The following is a 24,646-nucleotide window of genomic DNA, read 5'->3' as shown; positions in this document are numbered from 1 at the left end:
GTAAGCTGTAATCTTAGAGTTTAAACTCCAGCGCGATTTTTCAGTGCCCCTTAGGGCGTACAACTGTTACTTGAGGATGTCTGACTGATGCCGAAACACCACCTGGTTCGACTGATGCGGGAACGTATCGCCCGGCTTGGCAACAAGGCCGCCCTGCGCGTACAACAGGATGGCCAGTGGCGTGCCATCGGCTGGCGTACCCTGGGGCAGGCCATGGACTACTGCGCCCAGGCGCTGATCCGCGCCGGCCACCAGCCTACCGAGATGGTCGGCATCTATGCCCGCAACATGCCGGAGTGGACCCAGGCCGATCTCGGCATCCTGGCCGCTCGCGGCGTCAGCGTCCCCATCTACCCCACCAGCACGCTCGATCAGCTGCGCTACATCGTCAAAGATGCCGGCATCAAGGTGCTGTTCGTCGGTGAACAGCCCCAGTTCGACCAGGCGCTGCAGCTCATTGAAAGCGGCGAGATCCAGCAGCTCATCGCCCTCGACGGCAGTGTCAACCTGCGCGGTTGCCCGCAGGCGAGCCACTTCCAGACGTTTCTGGTCTCCGGCAACCACCAGCCCAGCGAACAGGCACTGCGCGAGCGCGAGGGCCAGTACCGGATGGACGATCTGCTGACCCTGATCTACACCTCGGGCACCACCGGCGAGCCCAAGGGGGTGATGCTCGATTTCGCCAACATCGCCGCCTGCTTCGAGATGCACAACAGCCGCCTCGATCTGAACGAGCAGGACGTGTCGCTCTGCATGCTGCCGCTCAGCCACGTGTTCGAGCGCGCCTGGACCTACTACGTGCTCTATTGCGGCGCCGAGAACGTCTACATCCGCGATCCGCAGAAGGTGATGGATGTCATCGGCGAGGTGCAGCCGACCGTGATGTGCGCCGTACCGCGCCTCTACGAGAAGGCCTACGCCATGATCCAGGCTCGCGTCGCCCAGGCCCCGCGCCTGCGCCAGGCCCTGTTCGGCTGGGCCACCCGGGTCGGCAAGCAGATGGTCGCCACCCGCCAGGCGGGCAAAGCCGCCTCCCCCCTGCTCTACGGCCAGCTCTGGCTCGCCGAGCGGCTGGTGTTTCGCAAGCTGCGCGCCCGTTTCGGCGGCCGCACCCGCTTCCTGCCGGTGGCCGGCGCCCGCCTCGCCGACGAGGTGAACTTCTTCTTCCAGGCCATGGGGCTCAACCTCAAGTACGGTTACGGCATGACCGAGACCACCGCCACCGTCTGCTGCTACGAAGACAGCCAGTTCAAGCTGGGCTCCATCGGCACGGCGCTCAGCGGCATCGAGGTGAAGCTGGGTGAGAACAACGAGCTGCTGGTGCGCTCCCCCACCGTGATGCGCGGCTACTACAACAAGCCCGAGGCCACCGCCGAGGTGATGACCGAGGATGGCTTCCTGCGCACCGGCGATGCCGGCGAGCTCGACGGCGAAGGCAACATCTACTTCACCGAACGCCTCAAGGAGCTGATGAAGACCTCCAACGGCAAGTACGTGGCACCGCAACTGGTGGAGGGGACCCTCGGTAAGGATCGCTTCATCGAACAGATCGCCATCGTCGCCGATGCCCGCCACTTCGTCTCGGCGCTGATCGTGCCCTGCTTCGAGTCGCTGGAGGAGTACGCCCGCTCCATCAACCTGCAGTACCAGTGCAAGACCGAACTGCTGCGCCACTCCAAGGTGGTGGAGTTCTTCGAGACGCGCATCCAGGATCTGCAAAAAGAGCTGGCCAAGTTCGAGCAGGTGAAGAAGTTCACCCTGCTGCCGAGCGCCTTCTCCATGGAGCTGGGTGAGCTGACCCCCACCATGAAACTGCGCCGCAAGATCATCGAATCCAAGTACCAGAGCGAGATCGAGGCCATGTATAACCATGTCTGAGTACAACCACGTCTGATTACCGCCCGGATTTTCGGAAATAAAAAAGCCGCTTCAAGAGCGGCTTTTTATTGCCTGCCATCAGGCCGGGGTCTTGCTGGTTCCGAAGTAGTCGGCCAGGAAGTCGTCGAACGACAGGCTGTCGCTGCGCTCCCGCTCCCGCTGCTTGGCCAGGGACTCCCGTGCCTCGCCGGCAAAATAGGCTTCGTCCCAGTACTGCAGCTCGCCAGCCAGCATCTCTTCCCGGTAGCGGCTCGCCAGCTCGTCGGCGAAGGCGCCGTTGTCCTTGCCGCTCTCCAGCAGCTGCTTGAGCAGGCGGGCGGAGTAGGTGAGCTCGGGATTGAGCAGCTTCTCGCGATGCATCGCCAACGTCTCGCGGTAGCGGTTGCGGCCGCAGCAGCGATCCAGCAGCGCGGCAACCTCGGCCAGCTCGTCGAACAGCTTGAGGCCGAACTCCTTGAGGCCGATGAGGTTGCCCTGCTCGTCCTCCAGCTCGAGGCCGGGACGGCGCCCCTCCAGCACCACCTTGGTCTGGTTGCGGCGATTGCGGGCGATCTCCTCGTCACCCAGCACAGGGGACGGGCGCAGCAGGCACCACACCAGGAACAGGTCGAAGAAGCGGATCTGATCCACCTCGATGCCGTACGGGGTGAAGGGGTTCACGTCCACGGTGCGCAGCTCGATGTATTCGATGCCACGCTGCTCCAGCGCGTCGGACGGCTTCTCGCCGCTGCGCGGGGTGCGCTTGGGCCGGATCGGCGCGTACAGCTCGTTCTCCAGCTGCAGCACGTTGTCGTTGAGCTGGCGGTACTCACCGTTCACCTTGACGCCGATCCTGGCGAAGTCGGGATCATGGGTGTTGATGGCGCGGCGCAGGCTGCTCACATAGGCCGGCAGGTTGTCGTGGCTGATCTTGAGCCCCGCCTGGGCGCTGTTGGTGTAACCCAGATCCGACAGCCGCAGGGCGGTGGCATAAGGCAGGTAGAGGGTCCCCTTGCCGGTCTTCTGGAACGGCAGGTTGCTCTTGCGCCCCTTGAGGAAGGATTCGCAGATGGCTGGCGAGGCACCGAACAGGTAGGGCACCAGCCAGCCGAAGCGGTAGACGTTGCGGATAAGCCCCATGTACTTGTCGGAGATGAAGCGCTGGCTGCAGCACCCCTCGCACACCAGCTCCTGCCACTCGCACCAGAAGCTGTCCGGCATGGAGAAGTTGAAGTGCACCCCGGCGATCACCTGCATCAGGCTGCCGTAGCGGTTCTTCAGCCCCTGCCGGTAGAGGGTCTTCATCCGGCCGATGTTGGAGCTGCCGTACTGGGCCAGCCGGATGTTCTCCTCGTCGCCGACGAAGCAGGGCATGGAGAGCGGCCAGATCCGCTCATCCCCCAGGTGATGAATGGTGTGACGGTGGATGTCGCCAAGCTGTTCCAGCAGGCTGTCGATGGAGTCGGTGGCCGGCGTGATGAACTCCAGCAGGCTCTCCGAGTAGTCGGTGGTGATGTTGGCATGGGTCAGCGCCGAGCCCAGACTTCTGGGGTGATCGGTCTGGGCCAGGGTCCCCTGTGGGGTGATGCGCAGACATTCACGTTCGATCCCGCGCCGGATCCCCTTGAGGGCGGTCAGCCGTTCCGGCGAACCCAGGGCGGTCAACAACTCGGTGAGTGACAAGCTTGTCGTAGTCATATTCACGGCTCATGTGTGGCCGCCCCACAGGGGGGCGGCACTATTTTTATGTAGCGCCCTCAGGGCAGCTGTAGCGGATAGATGGGAAGATGAAGCTCCTGCAGGGGTTTTTCAAGCTTTTGCTTGTCCCCCACCACCACAATCACCATCTCGGCCGGGTCAAGCCAGCGTGCCGCACTGGCCTTGAGCGTCTCGGCCGACACCGTCTTGATCAGGTTGTTCTGGGCCTGCACATAGTCCGGCTTCAGGTCATACATGATCATCTGCAGCAGGAAGCCCGCCTTCTGACCAAGCGTCTCGTAAGAGAGCGCATCCTGCTGGGAGACGGCGCTGCGCATGTAGGCGAGCTCGACCGGGGTCGGGCCGCTCTTGCGGTAGTTGTCCATCTCCTTGAGGAACTGGCGGATGGCATCCACGGTCGCATCGGCCCGCACGTTGGCGCCGGTGGCGAAGGTACCCACCTCCCGGTTGGCGGAGAAGCCCGAGCTGGCCCCATAGGTATAGCCCTTGTCTTCCCGCAGGTTGAGGTTGATACGGCTGTTGAAGTTGCCGCCCAGGTTGAAGTTCATCAGCCCGGCGGTGAAGTAGTCACCCGTGGTATCGAACGGCATGGCGCGGCGGCCGATACGGATCACCGACTGGGGTGCCCCCGGCTTGTCCACCAGATAGATACCCGGCTTGGCCTGCTCGCCTTCGGGCTTGAGGCTGCCAAGGGAGGGCGCAGCCCCCTTCCACTGGGTCAGGAAGCCGAGTTGATCCTCCACCTGGGACTGGGTCACGTCACCCACCACTACCACCTTGGCGTTGGTCGGGTTGTAGTAGTTCTGGTAGAAGCGCTTCACGTCCGCCAGGGTCAGCTTCTCCACGTCGGCCAGCACGCCGTCACCCGGCTGACCGAGACGGTTCTGCTTGCCGTAGATCAGCTCGCGGAAGGCCTGACCGGCCAGCCACTCGGGCTGCTGCTCGCTCTGCTTCATCCCTTGCAGCATCTGCGCCTTGACCCGCTCGAAGTCGGCCTCGCGCATGCCTGGCCGCTCATACACCTCGCGCACCAGCGCCAGGGTCTGCGGCAGCTTGTCGGCCAGGCTGCTGATGGTGACCAGGTTGTTGTACTGGGCGCTGGAGACGCTGACGCTGGAGCCGAGCTTTTGCAGCTCGTCGCTGAGCTGGGCCTCGGTCAGACGCACCGAGCCCTGCCCCATCATGCTGGCGGTGAGGCTGGCCAGCCCCAGCTCGCCCTTGCCTTCGGCCCGCATGCCACCCGGCAGCGCCACCATGATGGAGACGGCGGGGATCTCGTCGCTCTGGGTGCCGATGATCTCGATCCCCTTGTCGAGCTTGCCGTGCCAGATGGCGGGCACCTTGACGCTCACAGCATCGGCCGCCTTGGGCTGCACGCTGCGATCGAAGTCATCTTTCACCGGCCGTTCGGCCAGCACCTTGTCATGCTTGGCGTAATCCGGCAGCTCGCGCTTGGCCGGGGTGAAGTTGGGCTTGGCGGCCTGCCAGTCGTTCTTGCCTTTGGGCACCACGCTCAGCACCACCGCCGGCTTGTTCAGGATGAACTTGTCGTAGGCAGCCTTGACCTGCTCCGGCGTCACCTTGCCGATGGCGTCCAGGCTCTTGAACACATAGTTGGGATCCTGGGCGAACACCTGGCCCATGGCGAGCTGGCTCACCTTGCCGGAGACGCTGTCCAGGCCCCAGATGGCCGAGGCACGATAGCTGTTGATCGCCTTCTCCAGATCCTCCGGCTTGAGGCCGCGACCGGCGAACTCGCCGATCACCTTGTCCACCTCGCTCTTGAGGGTCTTCAGGCTGCCATCCACCGCCGGGTTGGGATAGGCGTAGACGGTCAGGGTGCAGGCCAGCTCCTCGCAGTAGTGGGAGGCCCCCACATCGATCGCCTTGCCGCTCTTGACCAGCGACTGGTAGAGCATGGAGCTGGCGGAGCCGCCCAGCACGTCGGCGAACATGTCGAGGGCCGGCTCCTGCGGATCGCCAAGGGACACGGTCGGGTAGCTGATGTAGAGCAGCGGCAGGTGCACCTTGTCCTCGAGCGTCACGTAGCGGGTCTCGGGCAGAGTCACCGGCTCGGGGGTCGGCTCGGCCACCTCGGGTCCACGCGGGATCGGGCCGAAGTACTTCTCAATCCAGGCCAGCGCCTGCTTGGTGTCGAAGTCGCCGCCCAAGGTGAGGGTGGCGTTGTTGGGGCCGTACCAGCGCAGGAAGAACTGCTTGAGGTCGTTGACGTCGACCCGGTCGAGATCCTCCACATAGCCGATGGGCTGCCAGGAGTAAGGGTGGGTGCGCGGATAGAGCGCCTCGCCCACCTTCTCGCTCACCAGACCGTAAGGCTGGTTGTCGATGCGCTGGGCCCGCTCGTTCTTGACGGTGGCGCGCTGGATTTCGAACTTCTTCTGGCTCACCGCATCGAGCAAGAAGCCCATGCGATCGGCCTCCAGCCACAGCACCTTCTCCAGCTGGTTGGCCGGCACGGTCTCGTAGTAGTTGGTGCGGTCCTTGTTGGTGGTGCCGTTCATGTCGCCACCGGCCTCGTTGATGATCCGCATGTGCTCCTGATCCCCCACGTGCTTGGAGCCCTGGAACATCATGTGCTCGAAGAAGTGGGCGAACCCGGACTTGCCCACCTGCTCGCGGGCCGAGCCCACGTGATAGGTGACGTCCAGGTGCACCAGAGGATCGGATCGGTCGGGCGCCAGAATGACGGTCAGGCCGTTGTCCAGCTTGTACATCTGATAGGGAATGCCGAGTTTGCCCTCTTCCTTGACCTGTTCCGACACCAGGGTGGGTGCCGCCAGCACGGGCAGAGAGAGGCCCAGAAGCATGCTTAATGGAATGAGTTTGTTCACGGTTACCTCGTGAGTGAAGCTAGAAGATCTGCCTGGCCAGCAGAAAGACCAGGGCATAACGCAACAATTTGCCGAGCCCGATGAGAATGAGAGAGCGCCAGAAGGAGAGGCGCAGCCAGCCGGCCAGCAGACAGAGACCATCGCCGACCACAGGCGTCCAGGCCAGCAGCAGACACCAGTGGCCATGTTGTTTGAGCCAACCGAGGGCTTTTTGTTCCCCACGGCCTTGAAAATCTTCCGGTTTTTTCTTGAAGGTGGCGAGCCAGCCGAGCCACCAGGTGGTCATGGAGCCGAGGGTATTGCCCAGCGTCGCCCACAGCAGCAGGCTGGCCATGCTCCACTCCCCCTTGGTCGCCATGGCCCCCAGCAGCACTTCCGAGCTGCCGGGCAGCAGGGTGGCGGAGGTGAAGGCGCTCAGAAACAGCCAGCCGAGCCCCAGCTCGGTGATGCCGTTCATCCGGCCAGCTCATCCGCGGCGGGCATGCGCAGCAGCAGCTTGCCGCGCACGTGGCCCTGCTCGATGGCCTGATGGGCCAGGACCCCTTCCGCCAGCGGGAATTCGCCGGAGACGGTGATCTGCACCTCCCCCTGACGCAGCAGGATCAGCATCTGGCTCAACTGCTGACGGTCAGGATGCACCAGCATGCCGAGCACCTCGATGGCGCTGCCGGCCGCGGCATCCTTGATCTGCTGGGCGGTGATGGTGGGTACCGTCACCAGCCGGCCGCCCGGCTTGACGCAGGCCAGCGCCGCCTTGCCGCTCTCGCCACCCACCAGATCCAGCACCAGATCGACCGGACCGTCGGCCACCACCTGGGCGGCCCAGTCTGCATCGTGGTAATCCACCATCTTGCTGGCCCCCAGCGCGTGCAGGAAGCTGTGGTTGTCACCGCTCGCCGTCGCCACCACCTCGGCGCCATAGGCGCTGGCAAACTGCACAGCCAGATGGCCGACGCCGCCGGCCCCGGCCAGGATCAGCACCCGTTGCCCCGCCTTGAGGGCGCCGTGTTCGAACAGCCCCTGCCAGGCGGTGAGGCCGGCCAGCGGCAGCGCCGCCCCCTGCCTCAGAGCCAGCTCCTCCAGCTTGACCAGCTCCTCCTCGCGGGCCACCACGGACTCGCAGTAGCCGCCGGCGGTGAGGGGAAAGCCCACCATGCCGCATACCCTGTCCCCCTCGGCCAGCGAGTCGACACCAGGGCCGACCTTCTCGACCACGCCGGCCACGTCATAGCCCGGCGTCCAGGGCAGCTTCTCCTTGTTTTGCGCCGCCGCCCAGCCGAGGCCGGCCCGGGTCTTGGCATCGATGGGGTTGACCCCCGCAAAGCAGATGCGCACCCGCACTTCGCCCTCGGCAGGCACCTTGTCCTGGGAAGGGTTGGGCCTGAGTACCGAGGGGGCGCCGAATGCGGTAATCTGTAGCTGCGTCATTGCACAATCCATCCTGTTGATTGATCAAGGGTCAACAGAATAACAGCGAGGACACCATGGCTCGAATGTTTCTTATTCCTCTGTTGCTGGCCCTGGGGTGGTGGGCGTTTCTGCTCTACTTCCGCATCCCGCTCAAGCAGGGGGCCAAGGGGTTTTACTGGATCATCGGCATCGGCGGCGGGCTGGCCGCCTTCCTCAGCCTGATGATGGTACTGACCCACTAGCACAGCCCCCGTGCGGCAATAAAAAGGCCACCCTGCGGTGGCCTGATGATCAACTCCCCTGCGAGCTGAGATGGTAGTGGCGGTTGCTGCCCTGCCCCAGCACGCCCTGGGCCAGCAGATGCTGGAACACCCGGTCCACTTCCTCCAGCGACAGCGACAGCGCCTGGGCGACACTGCGCTTGCTGCACTTGAGCTCGCCGCTCTCCAGCGCGCTGCGCACCTGTTCCACCACCTCTGGCTCAGGCTCCGGCCGGCCGGGCAGCTGCTGTGCCATGGCAGCGGCCTCCGCCTGCTGCAGCACGATCTGTTCCCGCTCGCGGTCCCGCTGCCACAGCCAGCTGCGGCGAAAGCGGTTCTCCTCGCCGATCAGACTGACGAAGAAGGCGCCGAACACATCGAGCAGCACCGAGAGGAAGCAGACCAGCAGAAACTGCACCTGGCTGATGCTCATGCCCACCCCGTCCGCCAGGCTGCTCATCAGCCCCAGCATGGAGGATTGCTCGTTGACGGGCTTGGCGTCGCGCTCCTGGCGCAGCTCGTCCTGGCGCAGCCTGAGCTTGGTGTTGGCCTGCTGCAGGCCGCTCACGCCGCTGGAGATGCGCGCCATCTCGATGTACTTGCGGGCCGCCTCCTCGTTGAGCTGGATCTGCCGCTCTATGCTGGCGATCTGCTCGTCGAAGCGGGCGATCTCCCGCTCATGACGCGCCTGCTGGTTGAGGATGGTGTTGGTGGCGCTGTTGATGCCGCCTATGCTGCCGCCGATGGAGATGGCGGCCAGCACGCTGTAGAACAGCAGCGACCAGAAGGCCCCGCTCAGATCGCGACGCGCCTTGCACTCCCCGTATTCATACCAGACGTAGAACTTGCCCAGTTCGAAGATGATGGCAAGGCCACCGAACAGCCACTTCATCAGGGGGTTCTCGTCGATGGAGAGAAACAGCAGCAGGGAGAAGACAATGGAGGCCAGAATGGCCAAGCCGGTAAAACTGTACACCGTGGTCAGTGCGAACCACCCCTTGGGGTAGCGCAGCACGGCAGAAGCCTGTGTGGTCATGAGAAAGCGGGCGCGATATGCAGGAAAAGTTGGCTGCCGATTATAGTCAGCAGGCTCCTCGAGAGAAGGACAATCACCATAATTGCACCAGATCCTTGGTCAGCTGCCCAGAGTGCGACCAAAACGGACAAATCGGCAGCAAAAAGTCGATACACTCACTGCCGACTCTCGTAGCATGGGAGATTGAGCCTGATTCTGCCCGGATTCAGCAAGACTGGCATACACTGACCCGCAACAACCAACCACCGAGGCCACAATGAATCGAACGACTAGCTTGTTACTGCCCCTGCTTCTGGTTGCCGGCGCCGCGCTGGCAGCACCGCAGTATGAGGAGGAAGGTGGTACGGCATTTTCCGTCGATGCACTAACCTTCAACCTGGACTGGGATGACAAGCAATTTGGCTGGTCATCGACCAACTGCTTCGAGCCGGGAGTGAACGATGGCACCCAGACGCCATGCCGGGAAAGCAGGGTCAGCTTCGACGATGAAGAGCACCGCAATGATCCCCCCGGCAGCAACCAGATGCCCGCCACCCAGGGCACCGGCCAGTAACCAAGGAGAACTTTCGTCATGACTCATTCAACCATGTTCAACAAAGGCGTCCTGCTGCTCTCCCTGCTGTTGGCCAACGGGGTTGCCTTTGCCGCCCCGCCCCACTCCAAGGACGGCGATGGCATCCGGCTCTCCACCGACAACATCAAGCTGAACGTCGACTGGGATGACAAGGAGTACGACTGGTGGCAGCACAACTGCCTGGATCTCGGCATCGGCGACAGCCGCATCAAGCTCAACTGCGACAAGATCGACGGCAAGTACCGGGATCACTACAACCGCAGCATCCATAGCGGCAACAACCCGGGGCAGGGACATGACAAGTTCAAAGAGAAGGACAAGGGGCACGGCAACAAGAAGCACTGATCTGACTGCCGGCGTGCATGAACAAGGGGCCCATGGCCCCTTGTTCGCTTTTCCTACCAGTAATTCTCCGCACTGATGTTGCCGGGGGCCCGCCGCAGGTTCTTGGCCAACCCCAATGACAACAGGGTCTGCTGGGTCTCCTTCACCATGGCCGGGTTGCCGCAGATCAGCACCTGGCTCAGCGCGGGAGCAAATTCCAGCCCCACTCGCGCCTGCAGGCGACCATCGGCGATGGCCGCCGGGATCCGCCCCTCCATCGCCTCGGGCCAGCTTTCACGGCTGACGAAGGGGACGTAGCGAAAACGCTCGCCATGACGCTCGGCAAAGCTCACTATCAGATCCCGATAGCTCAGCTCCTCCCCCTTGCGCACCCCGTGCACCAGCACCAGATTCTCGAAACGGGCAAAGGCTTCCCCGTCGGCCAGCATGGAGAGGAAGGGGCCGATGGCGGTCCCGGTGGAGAGCAGCCAGAGATCGCGCCCGGCCGGCACCTCATCCAGGGTGAGAAAACCGGTCGCCAGGGATTGCACCAGCAGGCTGTCGCCCGTCCGCAGGGAACCCAGGGTCGGAGTCAGCTCCCCATCGGGGATCTCGACGAAATAGAACTCGTGATAGGGGGCAGACGGGGGATTGACGAAGGAGTAGGCCCGCTGGACGCGGCGATCGCCCTGCTCGAGGGCCAGTTTGGTGAATTGCCCCGCCTTGTAGGGGGCCAGCTCGGCCGCCACACGCAGGGAGAACAGGGTGGGTGTCCACTCGATGCGTTCAAGGACGCGACCTTCGACCCAGGCCATAGGGATCTCCTCCAGAGGAACAGGTCTTTACTCTACCCCCGGGCCTGAAAATAAAAAACCCGCGCAAGTGCGCGGGTTTTTTCTGCAAAAGCGAATCGCAATTACAGGGCAACAACCTGGATCTGTACGGTTGCTTTAACATCAGCGTGCAGCTGAACAGCAACTTCGTAGTCACCGGTGTTACGCAGAACGTTGCCCATGCGGACTTCGCTCTTGGCAACGGCTACGCCGGCAGCAGTGATGGCTTCAGCCACGTCACGGGTACCGATGGAACCGAACAGCTTGCCTTCGTCGCCAGACTTGGAAGCGATAACCACGGTAGCCAGTTCGGCCAGCTTGGCAGCACGCTCTTCAGCAGCAGCTTTGTTGGCAGCCAGTTTGGCTTCCAGCTCAGCGCGACGAGCACCGAAAGCTTCGATGTTGGCCTTGGTGGCCATAACAGCTTTGCCTTGCGGGATCAGGAAGTTACGGGCGTAACCAGCTTTCACGGAAACTTGGTCACCCAGACCGCCCAGTTTGGCGATTTTGTCGAGCAGGATAACTTGCATTACCTTTCCTCTATAAATTTCGTTGAGTTAGGCTTAAGTGCCGGACCGATTCTTACTTGTTGTGCAGATCGGTGTACGGCAGCAGAGCCAGGTAACGAGCACGCTTGATGGCGCGTGCCAGCTGACGCTGATACTTGGCGCGGGTACCGGTGATACGGCTCGGTACGATCTTGCCAGATTCAGTGATGTAGTTTTTCAGAGTAACGATATCTTTGTAGTCGATCTCGGTAACGTTCTCGGCGGTGAAGCGGCAGAACTTACGACGACGGAAATAACGTGCCATGGCCTTTATCCTCTAGTCAGTGATCCAGAATTACTCTTCGGAAGCAGCTTCAGTAGCTTCTTCGCGGCGCTCGTCGTCACGACGGGTGAAGCGCTCTTCCTTGGCCTTGGCCATCGGAGAAACTTCAGTCACGGCGTGCTTGGTGCGCATGATCATGTTGCGGATAACGGCATCGTTGAAGCGGAAGTTGGTTTCCAGCTCATCGATAACAGCTTGCTCTGCTTCTACGTTCATCAGAACGTAGTGGGCTTTGTGCAGTTTGTCGATCGGGTAAGCCAGCTGACGACGGCCCCAATCTTCCAGGCGATGAATGGTACCACCGGAGGTGGTGATGGCGCCGGTGTAACGCTCGATCATGCCAGGTACTTGCTCGCTCTGGTCCGGATGAACCATGAAGACGATTTCGTAATGACGCATTTTAGCTCCTTACGGATTAATTCAGCCTCCGCCCAGGTGCAGCCAGACCTCGGAGGCAAGGAACATAATGGTGTTTAGACGCTGCTTTTCTAGGGCGGCGTATTGTACGAGATCCCATCCCTCACTGCAACCAGCCACCGCCGATGTTTTTATCTATGGAAACAATACAAAACATCAATTGATAATAATTATCATTTAGATCTATTCTATCTCCATGCACTTATGGAGGCTGATACCATGCAACCCGCGCTGACCACGGCCATCCCGGCCCGCAAATTCAAACTGACCCTGCTCGGGCCGGCCTTTATCGCCGCCATCGGCTACATAGATCCGGGCAACTTCGCCACCAACATTCAGGCCGGCTCCACCTTTGGCTACCAGCTGCTATGGGTCGTGGTGTGGGCCAACTTGATGGCCATGCTGGTGCAGACTCTCTCGGCCAAGCTCGGCATCGTCACCGACAAGAACCTGGCGGAACACATTCGCGACCGACTGCCCAAGCCGGCGGTCTGGGCCTACTGGGTGCAGGCGGAGATCATCGCCATGGCCACCGATCTGGCCGAATTCATCGGGGCCGCGGTCGGCTTCAAGCTGCTGCTCGGGGTCACCCTGCTGGAAGGGGCCGGCATCACCGCCGTGGTCACCTGGGGGATCCTGATGCTGCAGTCCCGCGGCCAGAAACCGCTGGAGTTCGTGGTGGGCGGCCTGCTGCTGTTCGTGGCGGCGGCCTACATCGTCGAGCTGGTGTTCTCTCGCCCCCACCTGCCGAGCCTGCTGGAAGGGGCCCTCTTCCCCGGCCTGCCCAACAGCGACGCCGTCTATCTGGCGGCCGGGGTGCTCGGTGCCACCGTGATGCCCCACGTCATCTACCTGCATTCGGCACTGACCCAGCACACCCAGGATCAGGGCTCGGTCCCCCAGCGGCTGCACACCACCCGGGTCGACGTGGCCATCGCCATGACCATCGCCGGCTTCGTCAACCTGGCCATGATGGCCATGGCCGCGGCCGCCTTCCACAGCTCCGGCAACCAGCAGGTGACGGAGCTGGAGTCGGCCTACCAGACCCTGACCCCGTTGCTGGGCCAGGCGGCTGCCACCCTGTTCGGCCTCTCGCTGGTCGCCTCAGGCATCAGCTCCACCGTGGTGGGCACGCTGGCCGGCCAAGTGGTGATGCAGGGCTTCGTGCGCTTCACCATCCCGCTCTGGCTGCGTCGCGCCATCACCATGGCCCCTGCCTTCGTGGTGATCGCCATGGGCCTCAACACCACCGAGATTCTGGTGTTGAGCCAGGTGGTGCTGAGCTTCGGCATCGCGCTGGCGCTCATCCCACTGCTGATATTGACCGGCGATCGCGCCCTGATGGGGGAGTATCGCAACCACCCGGTGACCCAGGCGCTCGGCCGCCTCATCGTCGCCCTGGTGATCGGGCTCAACGCCTACCTGCTGGTCGCCATGATCTAGCGCTCATCATCCGCCTCCAGACCGGCTCATTAACCGAGGTTAATGAGCCGGTCTGCGCTTTGACGTATGCTGGCGGCTCTCTTCCTCTTCGATCTGCGGGAGCTATCCATGTCACATACCCGAGCCAGCTTCGTGCTGGGCCACCACCAGGAGCAGGCCAGCGTCATCTGCTGCCAGAGCGGCGATACCAGCCTGCTGGTCACCGACCTCACCCCCTTTCATCCCCAGAGCCACCTCTGGCCCGATCAGCCGGGTGACGTGGGCACAGTGCGCTGGGAGGGTGGCGAAGCTGCCGTCGGCCCCTGCCGCATGGGGGCCATCAGCCCGGATGGGGAGCTGTTCGTCGACCAGGCGATCCCGGTCAAGCGAGGCGCGGAAGGGTGGCGTTTCGTGGTGGTGCACCCGCTGGCCTGTCACTGTGCGCTGCCGGTGGGCAGTCAGGTGACGCTGCAAGTGGATGCCGAGGCCCGTCACGCCCTGAGCCTGGGTCACAGCGGCTGCCATCTGGCAGCACTGGCCCTCAACCGGGCTCTCATCCCCTACTGGCGCAAGGAGGTGAGCGAGCGGGACGCGCTGGATCAGCCGGATTTCGATCGTCTCGCCATCCAGACCTCGCGAGTCGAGCCCAATGGCTCGCGCGAGCAGTACCGGATCGGCAAGAGCCTGCGCAAGAAGGGGGTCAACAGTGAGGCCCTGCTGGCGGATCTGGCTCAGATTGAAGCGCACATCAATCGCCAGCTGGCCAACTGGCTGGCAACCGGAGGCGAGATCCGCCGCAGCCGGGCCGGCGAGTCGATCATCGACTCCCGTTACTGGCACTGCCCGCTGGAAGGGCAGGAGGTCACCATCCCCTGCGGCGGCACCCATGTGGCCACGCTGGCCGAGCTGGGACGGATCGAGACAGTCCTCACCGCCGATGCAGAGGGGTTTGTCATGATGACCCGGGTCTACCCCTGAGGGCGTCCGAACTCGGCGACCAGCGCGTCGATCAGGGCGCGCACCCGGCGCGGCTGATGCCGCCCGGAGGGGTAGACGATCTGCAGCCGTGACGCCGGGGCAGCGAACTCGGGCAGGATCTCCACCAGGCGGCCATGGCTCAGATCCTCCCCCACATCCCAGCGGGACTTGAGGCAGATCCCCTCCCCCTGCAGGCACCACTGGCGCACCAGATAACCGTTGTTACTGATGCGCCGCCCCTGCACCATCACCCGCTTCACCACGCCCTCGACCTGAAAAGACCACCAGCGCTCCGGATGTTCTCCGAAACGCATCAGCAGGCAGTCATGATCGGCAAGCTCTTCCGGATGGCGGGGCTCCCCCTTGCGCGTCAGGTAGGCGGGTGAGGCACAGACGATCCGGCGGTTCTCCCCCAGCGAGAGGGTGCGCAGTGTGCTGTCGGCCAGCTCTCCGTAGCGCAGGGCCAGATCGATCCCCTGCCCCACCAGATCCAGATAGCCGTCGGTCAGGTTGAGATCCAGCGTGATCCTCGGGTGTTGTGCCATGAAGCGATCGAGCAGCGGCACCAGCCGGCTGATCCCCAGATCATGAGGGGCGCTGATGCGCAGCAACCCGTTCATTTCATCCCCGCCATCGCGCAGACGGCGCTTGAGCCCCTCGGCCTGGGCCAGCAGATGGCGCCCCTCCTCCAGCAACAGGCGCCCCTCTTCGGTGAGGCTGATGGAGCGAGTGGTTCTGCTGAGCAGGGCCGTACCGTAGTAGCGTTCCAGGGAGGCCAGCCGCTCCGAGACGGTTGCCGGGGAGAAGCCCAGCTCACGCCCAGCGGCGGCCAGCCCCCCTTTTTCCACTATGACCAGGAACAGATTGAGGTTCTCGAGCATGATTGTATTGATAATCCGAATTATGTTTTAGATTTTGCGGCAATTATCAAAATACACCGTCACATCTATCTTCTCCAGCAGACACAGGCGCGGATCCCCCGCCGTCTCAGAGAGGAACATTGCCATGGCATTTCATCAACACACCCTGTCCCTTGTCATCGGTGGCCACACAGGTATCGGCCGCGCCGTCGCCGATGCCCTGCGCCAGCGTCCCGGTCAGGTCATCGTCGCCAGTCGCAAGAGCGGCCTGGATATCACGGACCAGACCTCAATCGACAACCTCTTGACCGATCTGGGACAGCTGGATCACCTGGTCATCACCGCCGGTTCCCAGGCGCCTGGTGGGTCGCTGCTCGAGCTGGATCTCACGGCGGCCAAGGCGGCCTTCGACACCAAGTTCTGGGGCACTCTGGCGGTCATCCGCAGCCTTGCCCCGTATATGGCCCCCGGCGGCACCATCACCCTCACCACAGGGTTCCTGGCCCGCAAGACAGTGCCCGGCACCCTGGTCAAGACCACCATGAATGCCGCGCTCGAGGCCGCCGCCAGGCTGCTCGCCCGTGAGCTGGCCCCCATCAGGGTCAATGTAGTCAGCCCGGGGCTGACCGATACCGAGGCCTACGCCGCCATGGCGCCCGAGGCGCGAGAGGCCATGCTGGGCCGGGCGGCCGCCAGCCTGCCGGCCGGTCGGTACGGCCGCGCCGAAGATCTTGCCGCCGGCTATCTGCTGGCCATCGACAACCCCTTCATGACCGGCGCCACCATAGATATCGATGGCGGCGCTCTGATCAACTGAGGAGATGAACATGAAAGAGCCCAACACGCTCCCGGCCCGGATCTGGATCCTGACCCTGAGTGCCTTTGCCATCGGCACCGCAGAGTTCCTGATCGCCGGCATCCTGCCCCAGGTGGCTGAATCGCTGGGGGTCACCACGGGCCAGGCGGGCAACCTCATCACCGCCTATGCCCTGGCCATCGTCTTTGGCGGCCCGCTGCTCACCCTCTGGCTGGCCCGCTTCGAGAAACGTCGCGTCCTGCTGGCACTGATGGTGCTGTTTGTGGTCGCCAACCTGATCGCGGCCTTCAGCACCGACTACGTCACCCTGATCGTGAGCCGCATCCTGGCCGGCCTGACCCAGGGCCCCTTCTATGGCATAGGTGCCGTGGTCGCCACCCGCATGGTGAGCGACAAGATGGCGGGCCGCGCCGTCGGCCAGATGTTTGCGGGCCTGACCCTGGCCAACGTGCTGGGCGTGCCGGCGGGGGCCTGGATAGGCAACGCCTTCGACTGGCATACCACCTTCCTGGTGGTCGCCGGGCTGGGTCTGCTCTCCATGCTGGCCATCGCCCTCGTCATCGAGCGCCAACCCAGGGAGAGCGCCACCTCCATCAGCCAGCAGCTTGCCGCCTTCCGCAGTTGGAACCTGCTGGCCAGCCTGCTCTTTACCGTACTGGGCTGGGCCGGCTTCATGACCCTCTATGGCTACATAGCGCCGCTGGCAGAAGAGGTGGCTGGCTTCGAACGTTCCGCCATCACAGGCGTGCTGGTGGTCGTCGGGCTGGGCCTGGTGCTGGGCAACAACATCGGCGGGCACAGCGCCGACCGCAATCTGCGGCGCTCCCTGCTGGTGTGGCCACTGCTGACCATTCTGGCCCTGCTGCTGGTCGGCGTGGTGGAGCACTACACATGGCCTTTCCTGATCGCCACCTTCCTGTTTGGTGTGGCCACCTTCGCCAATCTGCCCGCCATGCAGATGCGGGTGATGAAATATGGCCGGCAGGCCCCGGAGCTGGCGGCCACCGCCAACATCTCGGCATTCAACATCGCCAACGCCTTGGGCGGAGTGATCGGTGGCGCCGTCGTCGACAGCCAGCTGGGACCGGCAGCCCTCCCCTTCTTCGCGGCGCTGGTACCGGCCCTGGGGCTGCTGTTCATCCTGACCCAGGAGCGAAGAGGCCAGCCAAGGGCCCTGGCCTGCTAGGCGACGACCCCTTCACCCGCATTCCGAGCCGACAGGAGGCCATATGACCATACATGCCATCGACCACGTCACGCTTCGCACGGATCAGCTGGAGCAGACCACAGCGTTTTATCGCGATGCCATCGGCCTGCAGGAAGGGGGGAAGCCCCCCTTTCCTTTTCCGGGTTGCTGGCTCTACGCAGGAGGGCGCCCCCTGCTGCACATCGTTGCCAACACCCAGAGCGAGGGACTGACCGACTATCTGGGGAAACGGGAGACGGAGCAAGGCAGCGGCTGCATCGATCACATCTCGCTGAGTGCCTCGGATCCTGTAGAGACGCAGGCTCGCCTGCTGCGACTGGAGGTGCCCTTCGTCAGCCGGGTCATCCCGGAGCGCAACGAGCTGCAACTCTTTCTGAGGGATAACAACGGGGTGCAGGTCGAGTTGCTCTTCACCCAGACGGACATAGACCAGCACAACAACCCGCCGGCCGGGGGAGATAGGGATGAGTAACAGACGACATTTCATCAAAAGCGCGATTGCCATGGGCACCCTGGCAGTGGCGGGGCGGGCCTTGGCAAGCCCCCGCTCCCCCTCGGGCCTGGGCGCTGGCCCCCAGCTCAGGCTCGGCATCACGGATCTCTCATTCCACCGCATGGCCGGGGCCCTGGTGACTGCCGTTCTGGAGCAGCGGGGCTACCGGGTCACCCGCAGCCACGCCCCCCATGAGGCCAATTTTGAACGGCTCGCCAGCGGCGAGATCGATCTGCTGGCCTCCGCCTGGCTGCCTGCCAGCCACGGCATCTACAAAGCCGAGGTCGAGAAGCGGGTGACCGTGCGTGAGCTGGGGCTGCACTACCAGCCCTATGCCCTGTGGGGCATCCCGGAGTATGTTCCCGTCGATCAGGTGGCCGAGGTCGCCGACCTGCTGCGCCCCGAGGTAAGGCAGCGCATGACGCCGCAGATCCAGGGGATCGGTCCGGGGGCTGGCATCAGCCGCTTCTCGCGGGAGATCATGAAGGTGTACGGGCTCGAGCAGGCGGGTTACCGCTTCCTGAACGGGACACAGGAGCAGTGTCTGGCCGCCTTTGAGCAAGCCGTGGCCGAGCAACGCTGGGCCATCGTGCCCCTGTGGCGCCCCCAGTTCCTGCACGCCATCCATCCCATCCGTGAGTTGAAAGAACCCGGAGGGCTGCTGGGCGGGGTCGACAGGGCCGTGCTGCTGATACGGGAGGATCGCCTGGACAAACTGGACGGCGCCACCCTCACAGCGCTGGACAAGCTGCGCTTTGGCAACGAGCTGATAGAGCGCCTCGACTATCGGGTCAGCCGGCTCGGCGAGCCCCTCGACCGGGTCGCCCGGGAAGCCATTGCCGCCTTGCAGCAACCAGCCTGATGTCTCCACCGCCGGCATCCAGGTCGGGGGCGGCCGTCAACACCGAGGGGGCACGCCCCTAGCCGAGGCGGATCAGCAGGATCCCACCCAGGATAATCAGGGCGGCCAGCAGCCTGACCCGCCCCAGCTTCTCCCCCAGCCAGCCCCAGGAGAGCAGCACCGCAAACAACACGCTGCTCTCACGCAGGGCCGCCACCAAGCCGATGGGTGCCTTGGTCATGGCCCAGATGACGATACCGTAGGCCAACAGCGACAGGACGCCCCCGATGGCGCCGCTGCGCCACGCCGCAGGCCCCAGCTCGCGCCAGGCGGTGCGGCTCTGCCAGCGCATCAGCAGCGGCATCATCAGCGCGGTGAGGGTAAACAGCCAGAGGGTATAACGCACCGGCTCGCCGGCCGAGCGGGCCCCCGCCCCATCGGACAGGGTGTAGGAGGCGGTAAACAGCGCCGTGACAAGCACCGCCTGCAGCGCGGCCGGCGCCAGCCGCAGGCCGCCGCGCCACGCCATCAGCAGCACGCCGCTCACCAGCACCACGGCTCCCGTCACCGCCACCATCCCCGGCACCTCACCCAGCAGCAGGGCACCGAACAGCAGGGTCACCAGCGGGGCGCCGCCCCGGGCTAACGGATAGATCTGGCCAAACTCCCCCAGCCGGTAGGCTCGGCCGAGAAACAGGCAGTAGCCGCAGTGCAGCAGAATGGAGAGCGCCAGCCAGGGATATTCGGCCGCCACCGGCCAGCCCACCAAGGGGAGAAAGGGGGCGGCAAACAGACCGGAGCAGAGGGAGACCAGCAGGACGCTGACCCGCCCCTCGGCCTGGCGCTTGGCCAGCGCATTCCAGAGCGCGTGCAGCAGGGCTGCCAGCAGGATGGCGGCAAAGATGGTTGGGGTCACGACAGGGTTCCGATAGCAACAGGCCGCCCAGCATACCCGGTTTGCCCGGCCATGACAGAGAGCGGCCTCATAAGATGCCTGTTTTTCTCATCCGGCAGCCTGCTGCCGGCCTGGCCTCAGCGCAACCGGCGCTGCCAGTGAATGGCCAGCAGGATGAAGCTCACCCCGACCCAGAGGTTCCACGCCGGGATCTCGCCAAACAGCCAGACCCCCAGCAGCACCACGAACATCAGACCCGAGTACTCGGTCGCCGCGATGCGGTTGGCCTCCACCTGACGATAGGAATAGAAGCAGCTGGCGTGATAGAGCAGCTGCATGACGCCGCTGCCGCCGATCAGCACCAGCAGCCGCCAGTCCACCGGCTGCCACTGACCCACCGCCAGACCCGCGGTCAGCGGCATGGCCAGCAGGTTGGCCCAGAACAGGGTCGCCACCACCGAGATCCCGGCCGGCAACTTGCGTCCCGTGATGTTGAACAGCGCCAGGGTGAAGGCGGTCACCAGGGCGCCCAGCCCGGCCAGATGGAAATCCCCCGGCCGCAGCACGAACACTACCCCGAGCAGCCCCATGCCGCTCAGCAGCCAGACTCTGGGGTGGATCTTCTCCTTGAGCAGCCAGGCCGCCAGCGGCAACGTCAGCAGCGGGGAGACATAGAAGATGGCGTTGGCCGTGGCCAGCGGCAACTGGGTCAGAGCCAGCATCATGCCACCGCCGCCGAGCAGGCAGAGGTGGCCGCGCAGCAGGTGCCACTTCCAGGCACCCAGCCCCCAGGCCGAGCGCGGCACCCGCAGCATGAAGGGCAGCAGCACCAGCAGGGTCAGCAGCTGGCGCAGGAACATGTATTGGAAGGGGCTGAAGCCGGGGCCGATCAGCTTGACCAGCACGTCGGAGAAGGCCTGGGCCAGATTGCCCAGCACCAGGGTGATGATGGCGAAGGTTTGCAGGTCCAGTGCGAACCGCTTGCGCAACAACTCCATCAGCGACAACCGCTCGTGTGACGAACGCAAATAAAATGGCTCAACGGCTCAATCGCTGAATCTTGTTCTGTATTAATGGGGTAAAAGACCATTTTTAAAACCTATCCATCAACTGTTGCCGATTAATCACTCAGAGGGTACCCACTAACATGGCGCCGAGCACCCGTTTTCTTTACTACCTCAAGACATAATAATTTCATTGTTATGCCTAAAAGGCATTAAGAGGAGCTCATGCCGATGTGGGGGATGTCATCTTCCAGATAGGGTTCACCCACGGCGGTGAAGCCGTGACGGCCGTAGAAGCCCTGCAGGTGCGCCTGAGCCCCCAGATAGATGCTGACCCCGGGCCACAGCCGGGCACACTCCTGCAGCGCCTGCTGCATCAGCCGGTGGCCCAGGCCATCGCCTCGCGCCTCGGGGGCGGTCACCACCCGGCCGATCACCACCTGCTCACTCTTGGCCACACCGGGCGCCATCAGCCTGGCATAGGCCACCAGTGCCCCATCCTGCCAGCCGAGCAGGTGCAGTACGTCGGGGCGCTTGTCGACACCGTCCAGATCGAGAAAGACGCAGGTCTGCTCCACCACGAAGACCCGAGATCTCAGGGTGAGCAGTTCATAGAGTTCGTTGACGTCGAGTTGTTCGAAAGATTTGAGAGACCAGTTCATGGGGATTCCTTGCTCATGATGAGAAGGGCAGCATAGCCAGCCGCACGCGGGCCGGCATTAACCTTTGTTAAGATCCTTCAGCCGTTTGCGAATGCGGCTCAGGCTGATGGGGGTGATGCCGAGATAGGCGGCGATCTGGTGATCGGGCACCCTGGCCTCCAGAGCGGGAAAACTGCGCAGAAAGTGCTGATAACGGGCCTGCGGGCTCTCGGTCAAGAGCAGCAGCTCCTTCTCCTCCTTGATGCGCAGCTGCACCGCCAGCAGATGCTGATACCAGGCGGGCCAGCAGGAGAGCGTGCGCAGGTCGGCCAGATTGAACAGCAAGAGCCGACAGGGCTCCAGCACCTCCACGCTGTAGCGAGCCGGCTCGCCGCTGAGCAGGTGGTGGAAGTCGAGGAACTCGTCACCCTCCCAGTAAAACTCCTTGATGTACTCGCGGCCATCTGCCAGCACCACCTTGGCCCGCAGCAGCCCCTGCTCCACCATCACCAGCAGATCGGGTCGATCGCCGGTATGCCAGAGGCAGGCGCGGGGGCTCAGGGTCAGCGGCCGGGCAAAAGAGAGGAGGCGCGCGGCCTCCTGCTCATCCGTGACCCGATCCCGGCAAAACGGGGGTCTGTCCATTCAGCTCGCCTCAGGCGCGGCGCTGGCGCACGGCTTCGAACAGGCAGACGCCAGTCGCCACCGAGACGTTGAGGCTGGATACCGCCCCCGCCATCGGGATGCTCACCAGCTCGTCGCAGTGCTCGCGGGTGAGGCGACGCATACCCTTGCCCTCTGCGCCCATCACCAGCGCCATCGGGCCGGTCAGCTTGGCCTGATAGAGGTCGTGATCCGCCTCACCGGCGGTGCCGACCAGCCAGACGCCACGCTCCTGCAGCTCGCGCAGGCTGCGAGCCAGGTTGGTGACCTGAATGAGCGGCACCACTTCGGCGGCGCCACAGGCGACCTTGCGCACGATAGGGGTCAGCCCGGTGGCTTTGTCGCGCGGCACGATCACCGCATGCACCCCGGCCGCATCGGCGCTGCGCAGGCAGGCACCCAGGTTGTGCGGATCGGTCACCCCGTCCAGCACCAGCAGGAAGGGGACGGTTTCTTGCTCGGCCAGCTTGTCCAGCAGGCTGGCCAGGTCGTGCTCGGCCAGCTTGGGCGCCTCCTTCAGCCGGGCCATGATGCCCTGGTGATTGTTGCCCTCCGCCTTGTCGTCGAGCGTCTTGCGGTTCACGCTCTGCACCTTGAGGCCGAGCGCATCCAGCTCCGCCAGCAGGGGCTGCAGCCGCTCATCGTCGCGGCCCTTGAGGGCCCACACTTCGATGAAACGCTCCGGCTCGCGCTCAAGAAGGGCGGCCACGGCGTGGATGCCGTAAATCAGTTCACTGCTCATGTTCAAGATCCGTGGTGTCGGGTCGCACCCAGTGCGCCACAAAGAAAAATGGCCCTACCGGCAGCCTGACCAGCATGATGCTGGCGTCGTCACCGGTCGCTAAATGATGGCGCATCATACCAGAGACTCCGGTCCCTAGGGAGTTCAGCCAAACTCCTTCGCCTGTGCCAAGCATCCCAATCCCTGCGGGATTGCCACTATGCGGGGTTTCGCCCGCCCTGCGGGCTGCGGCGAGTGACTTCTTGCTGGCCCAAGAAGGCCTTCCCACGCCAATCCGACCGCTGCGCGGTTTCCCTCGGGTCAAGCACAAGGTCGGACGGACCGCCGCAGATGGGGCATCCATGCCCAACTGCGGCTGCGCCATCATTCCTGATGGCGCTCTTGACCTTGCGCCCTCCCCTCGGCGGATTACAGGGGGGAGCCAATACCCTGCCCCTCTGATGCACTTGCTGATACCTGAAACTCGCCGTATTGGCGCACTACGCACAAAGCCCCCCCATGCCAATTAATTTGTTGATCCTGCTCAGGAAATCATTACTCCCCTCTTTTCTCCCCGGCGGCACTCGCTACCATAGCCGTTTGGCAACCGTCTCGTCGGAGTCACCCATGAACCAGGCCAACGAAACCACGCAGCAGACTGGAGGCTGGAATTCAGGGGCGGTAGCCTTGTCGGCACATATCATGGCAAACACCGCCACGGTTTTTCCTCACAACGGCAATGCGCGAGAAAAATACGGAAGTCATGCGAACACATTCAGCGTCAGAGGCAAGAAATTAATAAGTGGTTTTTTAATGATATTGCTAATGATTGCTATCAGAGCGAAGCAGGGCTAGATGGAAGGCGGCACCAATGTGTTAGTACCGTCTTCCATCTAATTTTGATTAAGTTTCAGTCAAGGATTGTGGATTATCAAAATTGATATTTATGATGTGTTTATCGGTGAATCGGCCTTTGGCAATCCTTGTGGCGTGTTAGAGCTAAAAAACTGGCTTCCCGATAACGAGTTGCATCAAATCACCCGTGACATTGGGCTGCCAGTTACTTCCTTCATTACTAAAGTTGACGGAAAATTTCATATTCGTTGGTTTGCATTGGATGGTGAAATTAATCTTTGCGGTCACGGTAGTTTGGGAGCTGGCGCTGCAATTATTTCCAAGTACTCGCTGGATGAGGTGGTTTTCAGTAGCAGACACGGTGAAGTTGTTATTGCTAAAAGAAATGGCCTATATACACTTTTGCTGCCAAGTTGGGAGGGCCAGCCTTGTCCTGCTCCAGTAGAGATATCTGACTTAGCTGCCGATGCCATTGACGTTTTTTCTACTCGAGATTTAGTCTTGGTTTTACCCTCTGTAGAGAGGGTAATGAATTTCCAGCCAGACGATGAACGATTGAAGAAACTCAATGGCTATTATGCTCTAATCGTGACAGCCGCAAATGGAAAGAGTGGTTATGTTCTAAGATACTTCGCCCCTAAAATTGGCATATCTGAAGATTTGGCAACGGGCTCAGCACAATGCTCGCTTGCTCCTTATTGGTTTAAAAAACTTGGTTCAGATTCATTGAATGTGCATCAACTTTCAGTGTCTGGTGGTTATTTTGAAGTAGAGCGCACGACAGAGAGTTTAATCACGGTGTGTGCTCAAGCCAAGCTACGTGCTATTGCAATTTAACAAACGACTCAAGATGGGCTGTCAACGCACTATGTGTCCAGTCCCTAAGCCAAGCATTGGGGTTTACTGAAAAATGGCAGATTTCAAAGCTATCGGGAACGTTCAAATCAGTCCGATCCACAGAGTAATTTGCCATTGTGGCGGGGTTGTTATTGAACTGAGCTTGCCGAACGGAGTAGAAAACCCGAGGCGTTGCAATTGTTCTATCTGCCGTCGTCGTGGTGCGGTAATCCCCCCATTTTTTGGAGCACTCAAAAGTAGAGGTCATGCGGCCTGTGCCAAGCGCTGTTTCGGCGTGT

At 62.7% G+C, this 24,646-nt stretch carries 29 protein-coding genes; 12 read left to right on the top strand and 17 right to left on the bottom strand.

Features of this window, described 5'->3' with window-relative positions:
* The first annotated feature begins 87 nt into the window (after positions 1 to 87).
* A complete protein-coding gene (locus tag PG897_RS20935; protein WP_043169209.1) occupies positions 88 to 1,878 on the top strand; it encodes an AMP-dependent synthetase/ligase in 1,791 nt (596 codons plus the stop codon).
* 78 nt (positions 1,879 to 1,956) lie between these two features.
* Here PG897_RS20935 and gshA read toward each other — a convergent pair whose 3' ends face one another.
* The 4 genes from gshA to PG897_RS20915 are packed head-to-tail and all read right to left on the bottom strand — an operon-like array spanning position 1,957 to position 7,856.
* Positions 1,957 to 3,555: a glutamate--cysteine ligase gene (gene gshA / locus PG897_RS20930; protein WP_201882804.1), complete on the bottom strand. Its 1,599-nt coding sequence runs from the start codon at positions 3,553 to 3,555 to the stop codon at positions 1,957 to 1,959.
* 59 nt (positions 3,556 to 3,614) lie between these two features.
* The gene (locus tag PG897_RS20925; RefSeq protein WP_042051407.1) at positions 3,615 to 6,428 is read right to left on the bottom strand and encodes a M16 family metallopeptidase; all 2,814 of its coding nucleotides are present in this window, start codon (positions 6,426 to 6,428) and stop codon (positions 3,615 to 3,617) included.
* Between the two features lie 19 nt (positions 6,429 to 6,447).
* Complete coding sequence (locus PG897_RS20920) at positions 6,448 to 6,885, bottom strand: YqaA family protein (RefSeq protein ID WP_017785611.1); 438 nt, start codon at positions 6,883 to 6,885, stop codon at positions 6,448 to 6,450.
* On the bottom strand, positions 6,882 to 7,856 hold the full coding sequence (locus PG897_RS20915) for an NADP-dependent oxidoreductase (protein WP_201882805.1): 975 nt from the start codon (positions 7,854 to 7,856) through the stop codon (positions 6,882 to 6,884). The genes PG897_RS20920 and PG897_RS20915 overlap by 4 nt, the downstream gene beginning before the upstream one ends.
* A gap of 56 nt (positions 7,857 to 7,912) precedes the next feature.
* Between PG897_RS20915 and PG897_RS20910 the strand changes: the two genes are divergently transcribed.
* A complete protein-coding gene (locus PG897_RS20910) occupies positions 7,913 to 8,080 on the top strand; it encodes a hypothetical protein (RefSeq protein ID WP_005308905.1) in 168 nt (55 codons plus the stop codon).
* A 49-nt stretch (positions 8,081 to 8,129) separates the two neighbouring features.
* Here the strand turns inward: PG897_RS20910 and PG897_RS20905 are convergent, their stop codons facing one another.
* Complete coding sequence (locus PG897_RS20905; RefSeq protein WP_162518947.1) at positions 8,130 to 9,134, bottom strand: Preprotein translocase subunit SecY; 1,005 nt, start codon at positions 9,132 to 9,134, stop codon at positions 8,130 to 8,132.
* A 274-nt stretch (positions 9,135 to 9,408) separates the two neighbouring features.
* On the opposite strand from PG897_RS20905, the gene PG897_RS20900 reads away from it, so the two are divergent.
* The gene (locus tag PG897_RS20900; RefSeq protein WP_017780241.1) at positions 9,409 to 9,687 is read left to right on the top strand and encodes a hypothetical protein; all 279 of its coding nucleotides are present in this window, start codon (positions 9,409 to 9,411) and stop codon (positions 9,685 to 9,687) included.
* 33 nt (positions 9,688 to 9,720) lie between these two features.
* Entirely contained in the window at positions 9,721 to 10,053 is a 333-nt protein-coding gene (locus PG897_RS20895; protein WP_378003515.1) for a hypothetical protein, read from the top strand.
* Positions 10,054 to 10,106: 53 nt separating this feature from the next.
* On the opposite strand, the gene PG897_RS20890 is transcribed toward PG897_RS20895, so the two are convergent.
* The 4 genes from PG897_RS20890 to rpsF form a co-directional block, all read right to left on the bottom strand.
* Positions 10,107 to 10,847 carry a ferredoxin--NADP reductase gene (locus tag PG897_RS20890; protein ID WP_201882808.1) on the bottom strand — a complete coding sequence of 247 codons (741 nt, stop codon included), beginning with the start codon at positions 10,845 to 10,847 and terminating at the stop codon, positions 10,107 to 10,109.
* Positions 10,848 to 10,948: 101 nt separating this feature from the next.
* Positions 10,949 to 11,395, bottom strand: a complete 447-nt coding sequence (gene rplI / locus PG897_RS20885) for a 50S ribosomal protein L9 (protein WP_005308892.1) — start codon at positions 11,393 to 11,395, stop codon at positions 10,949 to 10,951.
* Positions 11,396 to 11,447: 52 nt separating this feature from the next.
* Positions 11,448 to 11,678, bottom strand: coding sequence for a 30S ribosomal protein S18 (rpsR, locus tag PG897_RS20880; RefSeq protein ID WP_005308890.1), 231 nt, complete (start codon positions 11,676 to 11,678; stop codon positions 11,448 to 11,450).
* 30 nt (positions 11,679 to 11,708) lie between these two features.
* A complete protein-coding gene (gene rpsF, locus PG897_RS20875) occupies positions 11,709 to 12,095 on the bottom strand; it encodes a 30S ribosomal protein S6 (protein ID WP_005308887.1) in 387 nt (128 codons plus the stop codon).
* A gap of 237 nt (positions 12,096 to 12,332) precedes the next feature.
* Between rpsF and PG897_RS20870 the strand changes: the two genes are divergently transcribed.
* Both PG897_RS20870 and PG897_RS20865 read left to right on the top strand, forming a co-directional pair.
* On the top strand, positions 12,333 to 13,556 hold the full coding sequence (locus tag PG897_RS20870; RefSeq protein ID WP_270829358.1) for an Nramp family divalent metal transporter: 1,224 nt from the start codon (positions 12,333 to 12,335) through the stop codon (positions 13,554 to 13,556).
* Positions 13,557 to 13,622: 66 nt separating this feature from the next.
* Positions 13,623 to 14,513, top strand: a complete 891-nt coding sequence (locus PG897_RS20865) for a hypothetical protein (protein WP_201882818.1) — start codon at positions 13,623 to 13,625, stop codon at positions 14,511 to 14,513.
* On the opposite strand, the gene PG897_RS20860 is transcribed toward PG897_RS20865, so the two are convergent.
* Positions 14,504 to 15,394: a LysR family transcriptional regulator gene (locus PG897_RS20860; RefSeq protein ID WP_201882820.1), complete on the bottom strand. Its 891-nt coding sequence runs from the start codon at positions 15,392 to 15,394 to the stop codon at positions 14,504 to 14,506. The genes PG897_RS20865 and PG897_RS20860 overlap by 10 nt on opposite strands.
* Before the next feature lie 124 nt (positions 15,395 to 15,518).
* Between PG897_RS20860 and PG897_RS20855 the strand changes: the two genes are divergently transcribed.
* From PG897_RS20855 to PG897_RS20840, 4 genes are read left to right on the top strand one after another with little or no spacing between them, the layout of a single operon-like run.
* Positions 15,519 to 16,190 (top strand): SDR family oxidoreductase, encoded by a 672-nt coding sequence (locus PG897_RS20855; protein WP_017764020.1) that lies wholly within the window; start codon positions 15,519 to 15,521, stop codon positions 16,188 to 16,190.
* 10 nt (positions 16,191 to 16,200) lie between these two features.
* A complete protein-coding gene (locus PG897_RS20850) occupies positions 16,201 to 17,376 on the top strand; it encodes an MFS transporter (protein ID WP_201882822.1) in 1,176 nt (391 codons plus the stop codon).
* 43 nt (positions 17,377 to 17,419) lie between these two features.
* Positions 17,420 to 17,869: a VOC family protein gene (locus PG897_RS20845; RefSeq protein WP_201882824.1), complete on the top strand. Its 450-nt coding sequence runs from the start codon at positions 17,420 to 17,422 to the stop codon at positions 17,867 to 17,869.
* 31 nt (positions 17,870 to 17,900) lie between these two features.
* Complete coding sequence (locus PG897_RS20840; RefSeq protein WP_201882844.1) at positions 17,901 to 18,752, top strand: glycine betaine ABC transporter substrate-binding protein; 852 nt, start codon at positions 17,901 to 17,903, stop codon at positions 18,750 to 18,752.
* Positions 18,753 to 18,810: 58 nt separating this feature from the next.
* Here PG897_RS20840 and PG897_RS20835 read toward each other — a convergent pair whose 3' ends face one another.
* From PG897_RS20835 to PG897_RS20810, 6 genes are all read right to left on the bottom strand, one after another.
* Complete coding sequence (locus PG897_RS20835; protein WP_201882826.1) at positions 18,811 to 19,647, bottom strand: DMT family transporter; 837 nt, start codon at positions 19,645 to 19,647, stop codon at positions 18,811 to 18,813.
* A gap of 116 nt (positions 19,648 to 19,763) precedes the next feature.
* Positions 19,764 to 20,624 (bottom strand): DMT family transporter, encoded by an 861-nt coding sequence (locus PG897_RS20830; RefSeq protein ID WP_010635120.1) that lies wholly within the window; start codon positions 20,622 to 20,624, stop codon positions 19,764 to 19,766.
* Between the two features lie 218 nt (positions 20,625 to 20,842).
* A complete protein-coding gene (locus PG897_RS20825; RefSeq protein WP_005308863.1) occupies positions 20,843 to 21,292 on the bottom strand; it encodes a GNAT family N-acetyltransferase in 450 nt (149 codons plus the stop codon).
* A gap of 57 nt (positions 21,293 to 21,349) precedes the next feature.
* The gene (locus PG897_RS20820) at positions 21,350 to 21,916 is read right to left on the bottom strand and encodes a Crp/Fnr family transcriptional regulator (protein ID WP_201882828.1); all 567 of its coding nucleotides are present in this window, start codon (positions 21,914 to 21,916) and stop codon (positions 21,350 to 21,352) included.
* A 10-nt stretch (positions 21,917 to 21,926) separates the two neighbouring features.
* Complete coding sequence (gene rlmB / locus PG897_RS20815; RefSeq protein ID WP_201882830.1) at positions 21,927 to 22,676, bottom strand: 23S rRNA (guanosine(2251)-2'-O)-methyltransferase RlmB; 750 nt, start codon at positions 22,674 to 22,676, stop codon at positions 21,927 to 21,929.
* Positions 22,666 to 22,794, bottom strand: a complete 129-nt coding sequence (locus PG897_RS20810; protein WP_265342976.1) for a hypothetical protein — start codon at positions 22,792 to 22,794, stop codon at positions 22,666 to 22,668. Before PG897_RS20810 ends, rlmB begins: the two co-directional genes overlap by 11 nt.
* 488 nt (positions 22,795 to 23,282) lie before the next feature.
* Between PG897_RS20810 and PG897_RS20805 the strand changes: the two genes are divergently transcribed.
* Both PG897_RS20805 and PG897_RS20800 read left to right on the top strand, forming a co-directional pair.
* Positions 23,283 to 23,510 carry a hypothetical protein gene (locus PG897_RS20805; RefSeq protein ID WP_201882840.1) on the top strand — a complete coding sequence of 76 codons (228 nt, stop codon included), beginning with the start codon at positions 23,283 to 23,285 and terminating at the stop codon, positions 23,508 to 23,510.
* A gap of 96 nt (positions 23,511 to 23,606) precedes the next feature.
* The gene (locus tag PG897_RS20800; RefSeq protein WP_201882846.1) at positions 23,607 to 24,347 is read left to right on the top strand and encodes a PhzF family phenazine biosynthesis protein; all 741 of its coding nucleotides are present in this window, start codon (positions 23,607 to 23,609) and stop codon (positions 24,345 to 24,347) included.
* On the opposite strand, the gene PG897_RS22590 is transcribed toward PG897_RS20800, so the two are convergent.
* Positions 24,334 to 24,646, bottom strand: a 313-nt coding sequence (locus PG897_RS22590; RefSeq protein ID WP_442866316.1) for a hypothetical protein, incomplete at its 5' end; no start/stop codon positions are given. The two genes, PG897_RS20800 and PG897_RS22590, sit on opposite strands and share 14 nt — an antisense overlap.

Source organism: Aeromonas sp. QDB20 (assembly GCF_027707805.1).
GTDB classification, from domain to species: Bacteria; Pseudomonadota; Gammaproteobacteria; order Enterobacterales; family Aeromonadaceae; genus Aeromonas; species Aeromonas dhakensis.
The sequence above is the reverse complement of the archived record's forward strand: the minus strand, read 5'-3'. Positions and strand labels throughout refer to the sequence as shown.

Bases quoted from the DNA above. Each gene is read 5' to 3' on its own strand.
- PG897_RS20865 (WP_201882818.1), top strand. From the start codon at position 13,623: ATGCTGGCGGCTCTCTTCCTCTTCGATCTGCGGGAGCTATCCATGTCA.
- PG897_RS20860 (WP_201882820.1), bottom strand. From the start codon at position 15,394: ATGCTCGAGAACCTCAATCTGTTCCTGGTCATAGTGGAAAAAGGGGGG.
- PG897_RS20915 (WP_201882805.1), bottom strand. From the start codon at position 7,856: ATGACGCAGCTACAGATTACCGCATTCGGCGCCCCCTCGGTACTCAGG.
- PG897_RS20935 (WP_043169209.1), top strand. From the start codon at position 88: ATGCCGAAACACCACCTGGTTCGACTGATGCGGGAACGTATCGCCCGG.
- rplI (WP_005308892.1), bottom strand. From the start codon at position 11,395: ATGCAAGTTATCCTGCTCGACAAAATCGCCAAACTGGGCGGTCTGGGT.
- PG897_RS20905 (WP_162518947.1), bottom strand. From the start codon at position 9,134: ATGACCACACAGGCTTCTGCCGTGCTGCGCTACCCCAAGGGGTGGTTC.
- rpsR (WP_005308890.1), bottom strand. From the start codon at position 11,678: ATGGCACGTTATTTCCGTCGTCGTAAGTTCTGCCGCTTCACCGCCGAG.
- PG897_RS20870 (WP_270829358.1), top strand. From the start codon at position 12,333: ATGCAACCCGCGCTGACCACGGCCATCCCGGCCCGCAAATTCAAACTG.
- PG897_RS20830 (WP_010635120.1), bottom strand. From the start codon at position 20,624: ATGGAGTTGTTGCGCAAGCGGTTCGCACTGGACCTGCAAACCTTCGCC.
- gshA (WP_201882804.1), bottom strand. From the start codon at position 3,555: ATGACTACGACAAGCTTGTCACTCACCGAGTTGTTGACCGCCCTGGGT.
- PG897_RS20825 (WP_005308863.1), bottom strand. From the start codon at position 21,292: ATGAACTGGTCTCTCAAATCTTTCGAACAACTCGACGTCAACGAACTC.
- rpsF (WP_005308887.1), bottom strand. From the start codon at position 12,095: ATGCGTCATTACGAAATCGTCTTCATGGTTCATCCGGACCAGAGCGAG.
- PG897_RS20920 (WP_017785611.1), bottom strand. From the start codon at position 6,885: ATGAACGGCATCACCGAGCTGGGGCTCGGCTGGCTGTTTCTGAGCGCC.
- PG897_RS20845 (WP_201882824.1), top strand. From the start codon at position 17,420: ATGACCATACATGCCATCGACCACGTCACGCTTCGCACGGATCAGCTG.
- PG897_RS20895 (WP_378003515.1), top strand. From the start codon at position 9,721: ATGTTCAACAAAGGCGTCCTGCTGCTCTCCCTGCTGTTGGCCAACGGG.
- PG897_RS20840 (WP_201882844.1), top strand. From the start codon at position 17,901: ATGGGCACCCTGGCAGTGGCGGGGCGGGCCTTGGCAAGCCCCCGCTCC.
- PG897_RS20850 (WP_201882822.1), top strand. From the start codon at position 16,201: ATGAAAGAGCCCAACACGCTCCCGGCCCGGATCTGGATCCTGACCCTG.
- PG897_RS20855 (WP_017764020.1), top strand. From the start codon at position 15,519: ATGGCATTTCATCAACACACCCTGTCCCTTGTCATCGGTGGCCACACA.
- PG897_RS20910 (WP_005308905.1), top strand. From the start codon at position 7,913: ATGGCTCGAATGTTTCTTATTCCTCTGTTGCTGGCCCTGGGGTGGTGG.
- PG897_RS20810 (WP_265342976.1), bottom strand. From the start codon at position 22,794: ATGATGCGCCATCATTTAGCGACCGGTGACGACGCCAGCATCATGCTG.
- PG897_RS20820 (WP_201882828.1), bottom strand. From the start codon at position 21,916: ATGGACAGACCCCCGTTTTGCCGGGATCGGGTCACGGATGAGCAGGAG.
- PG897_RS20890 (WP_201882808.1), bottom strand. From the start codon at position 10,847: ATGGCCTGGGTCGAAGGTCGCGTCCTTGAACGCATCGAGTGGACACCC.
- PG897_RS20805 (WP_201882840.1), top strand. From the start codon at position 23,283: ATGAACCAGGCCAACGAAACCACGCAGCAGACTGGAGGCTGGAATTCA.
- rlmB (WP_201882830.1), bottom strand. From the start codon at position 22,676: ATGAGCAGTGAACTGATTTACGGCATCCACGCCGTGGCCGCCCTTCTT.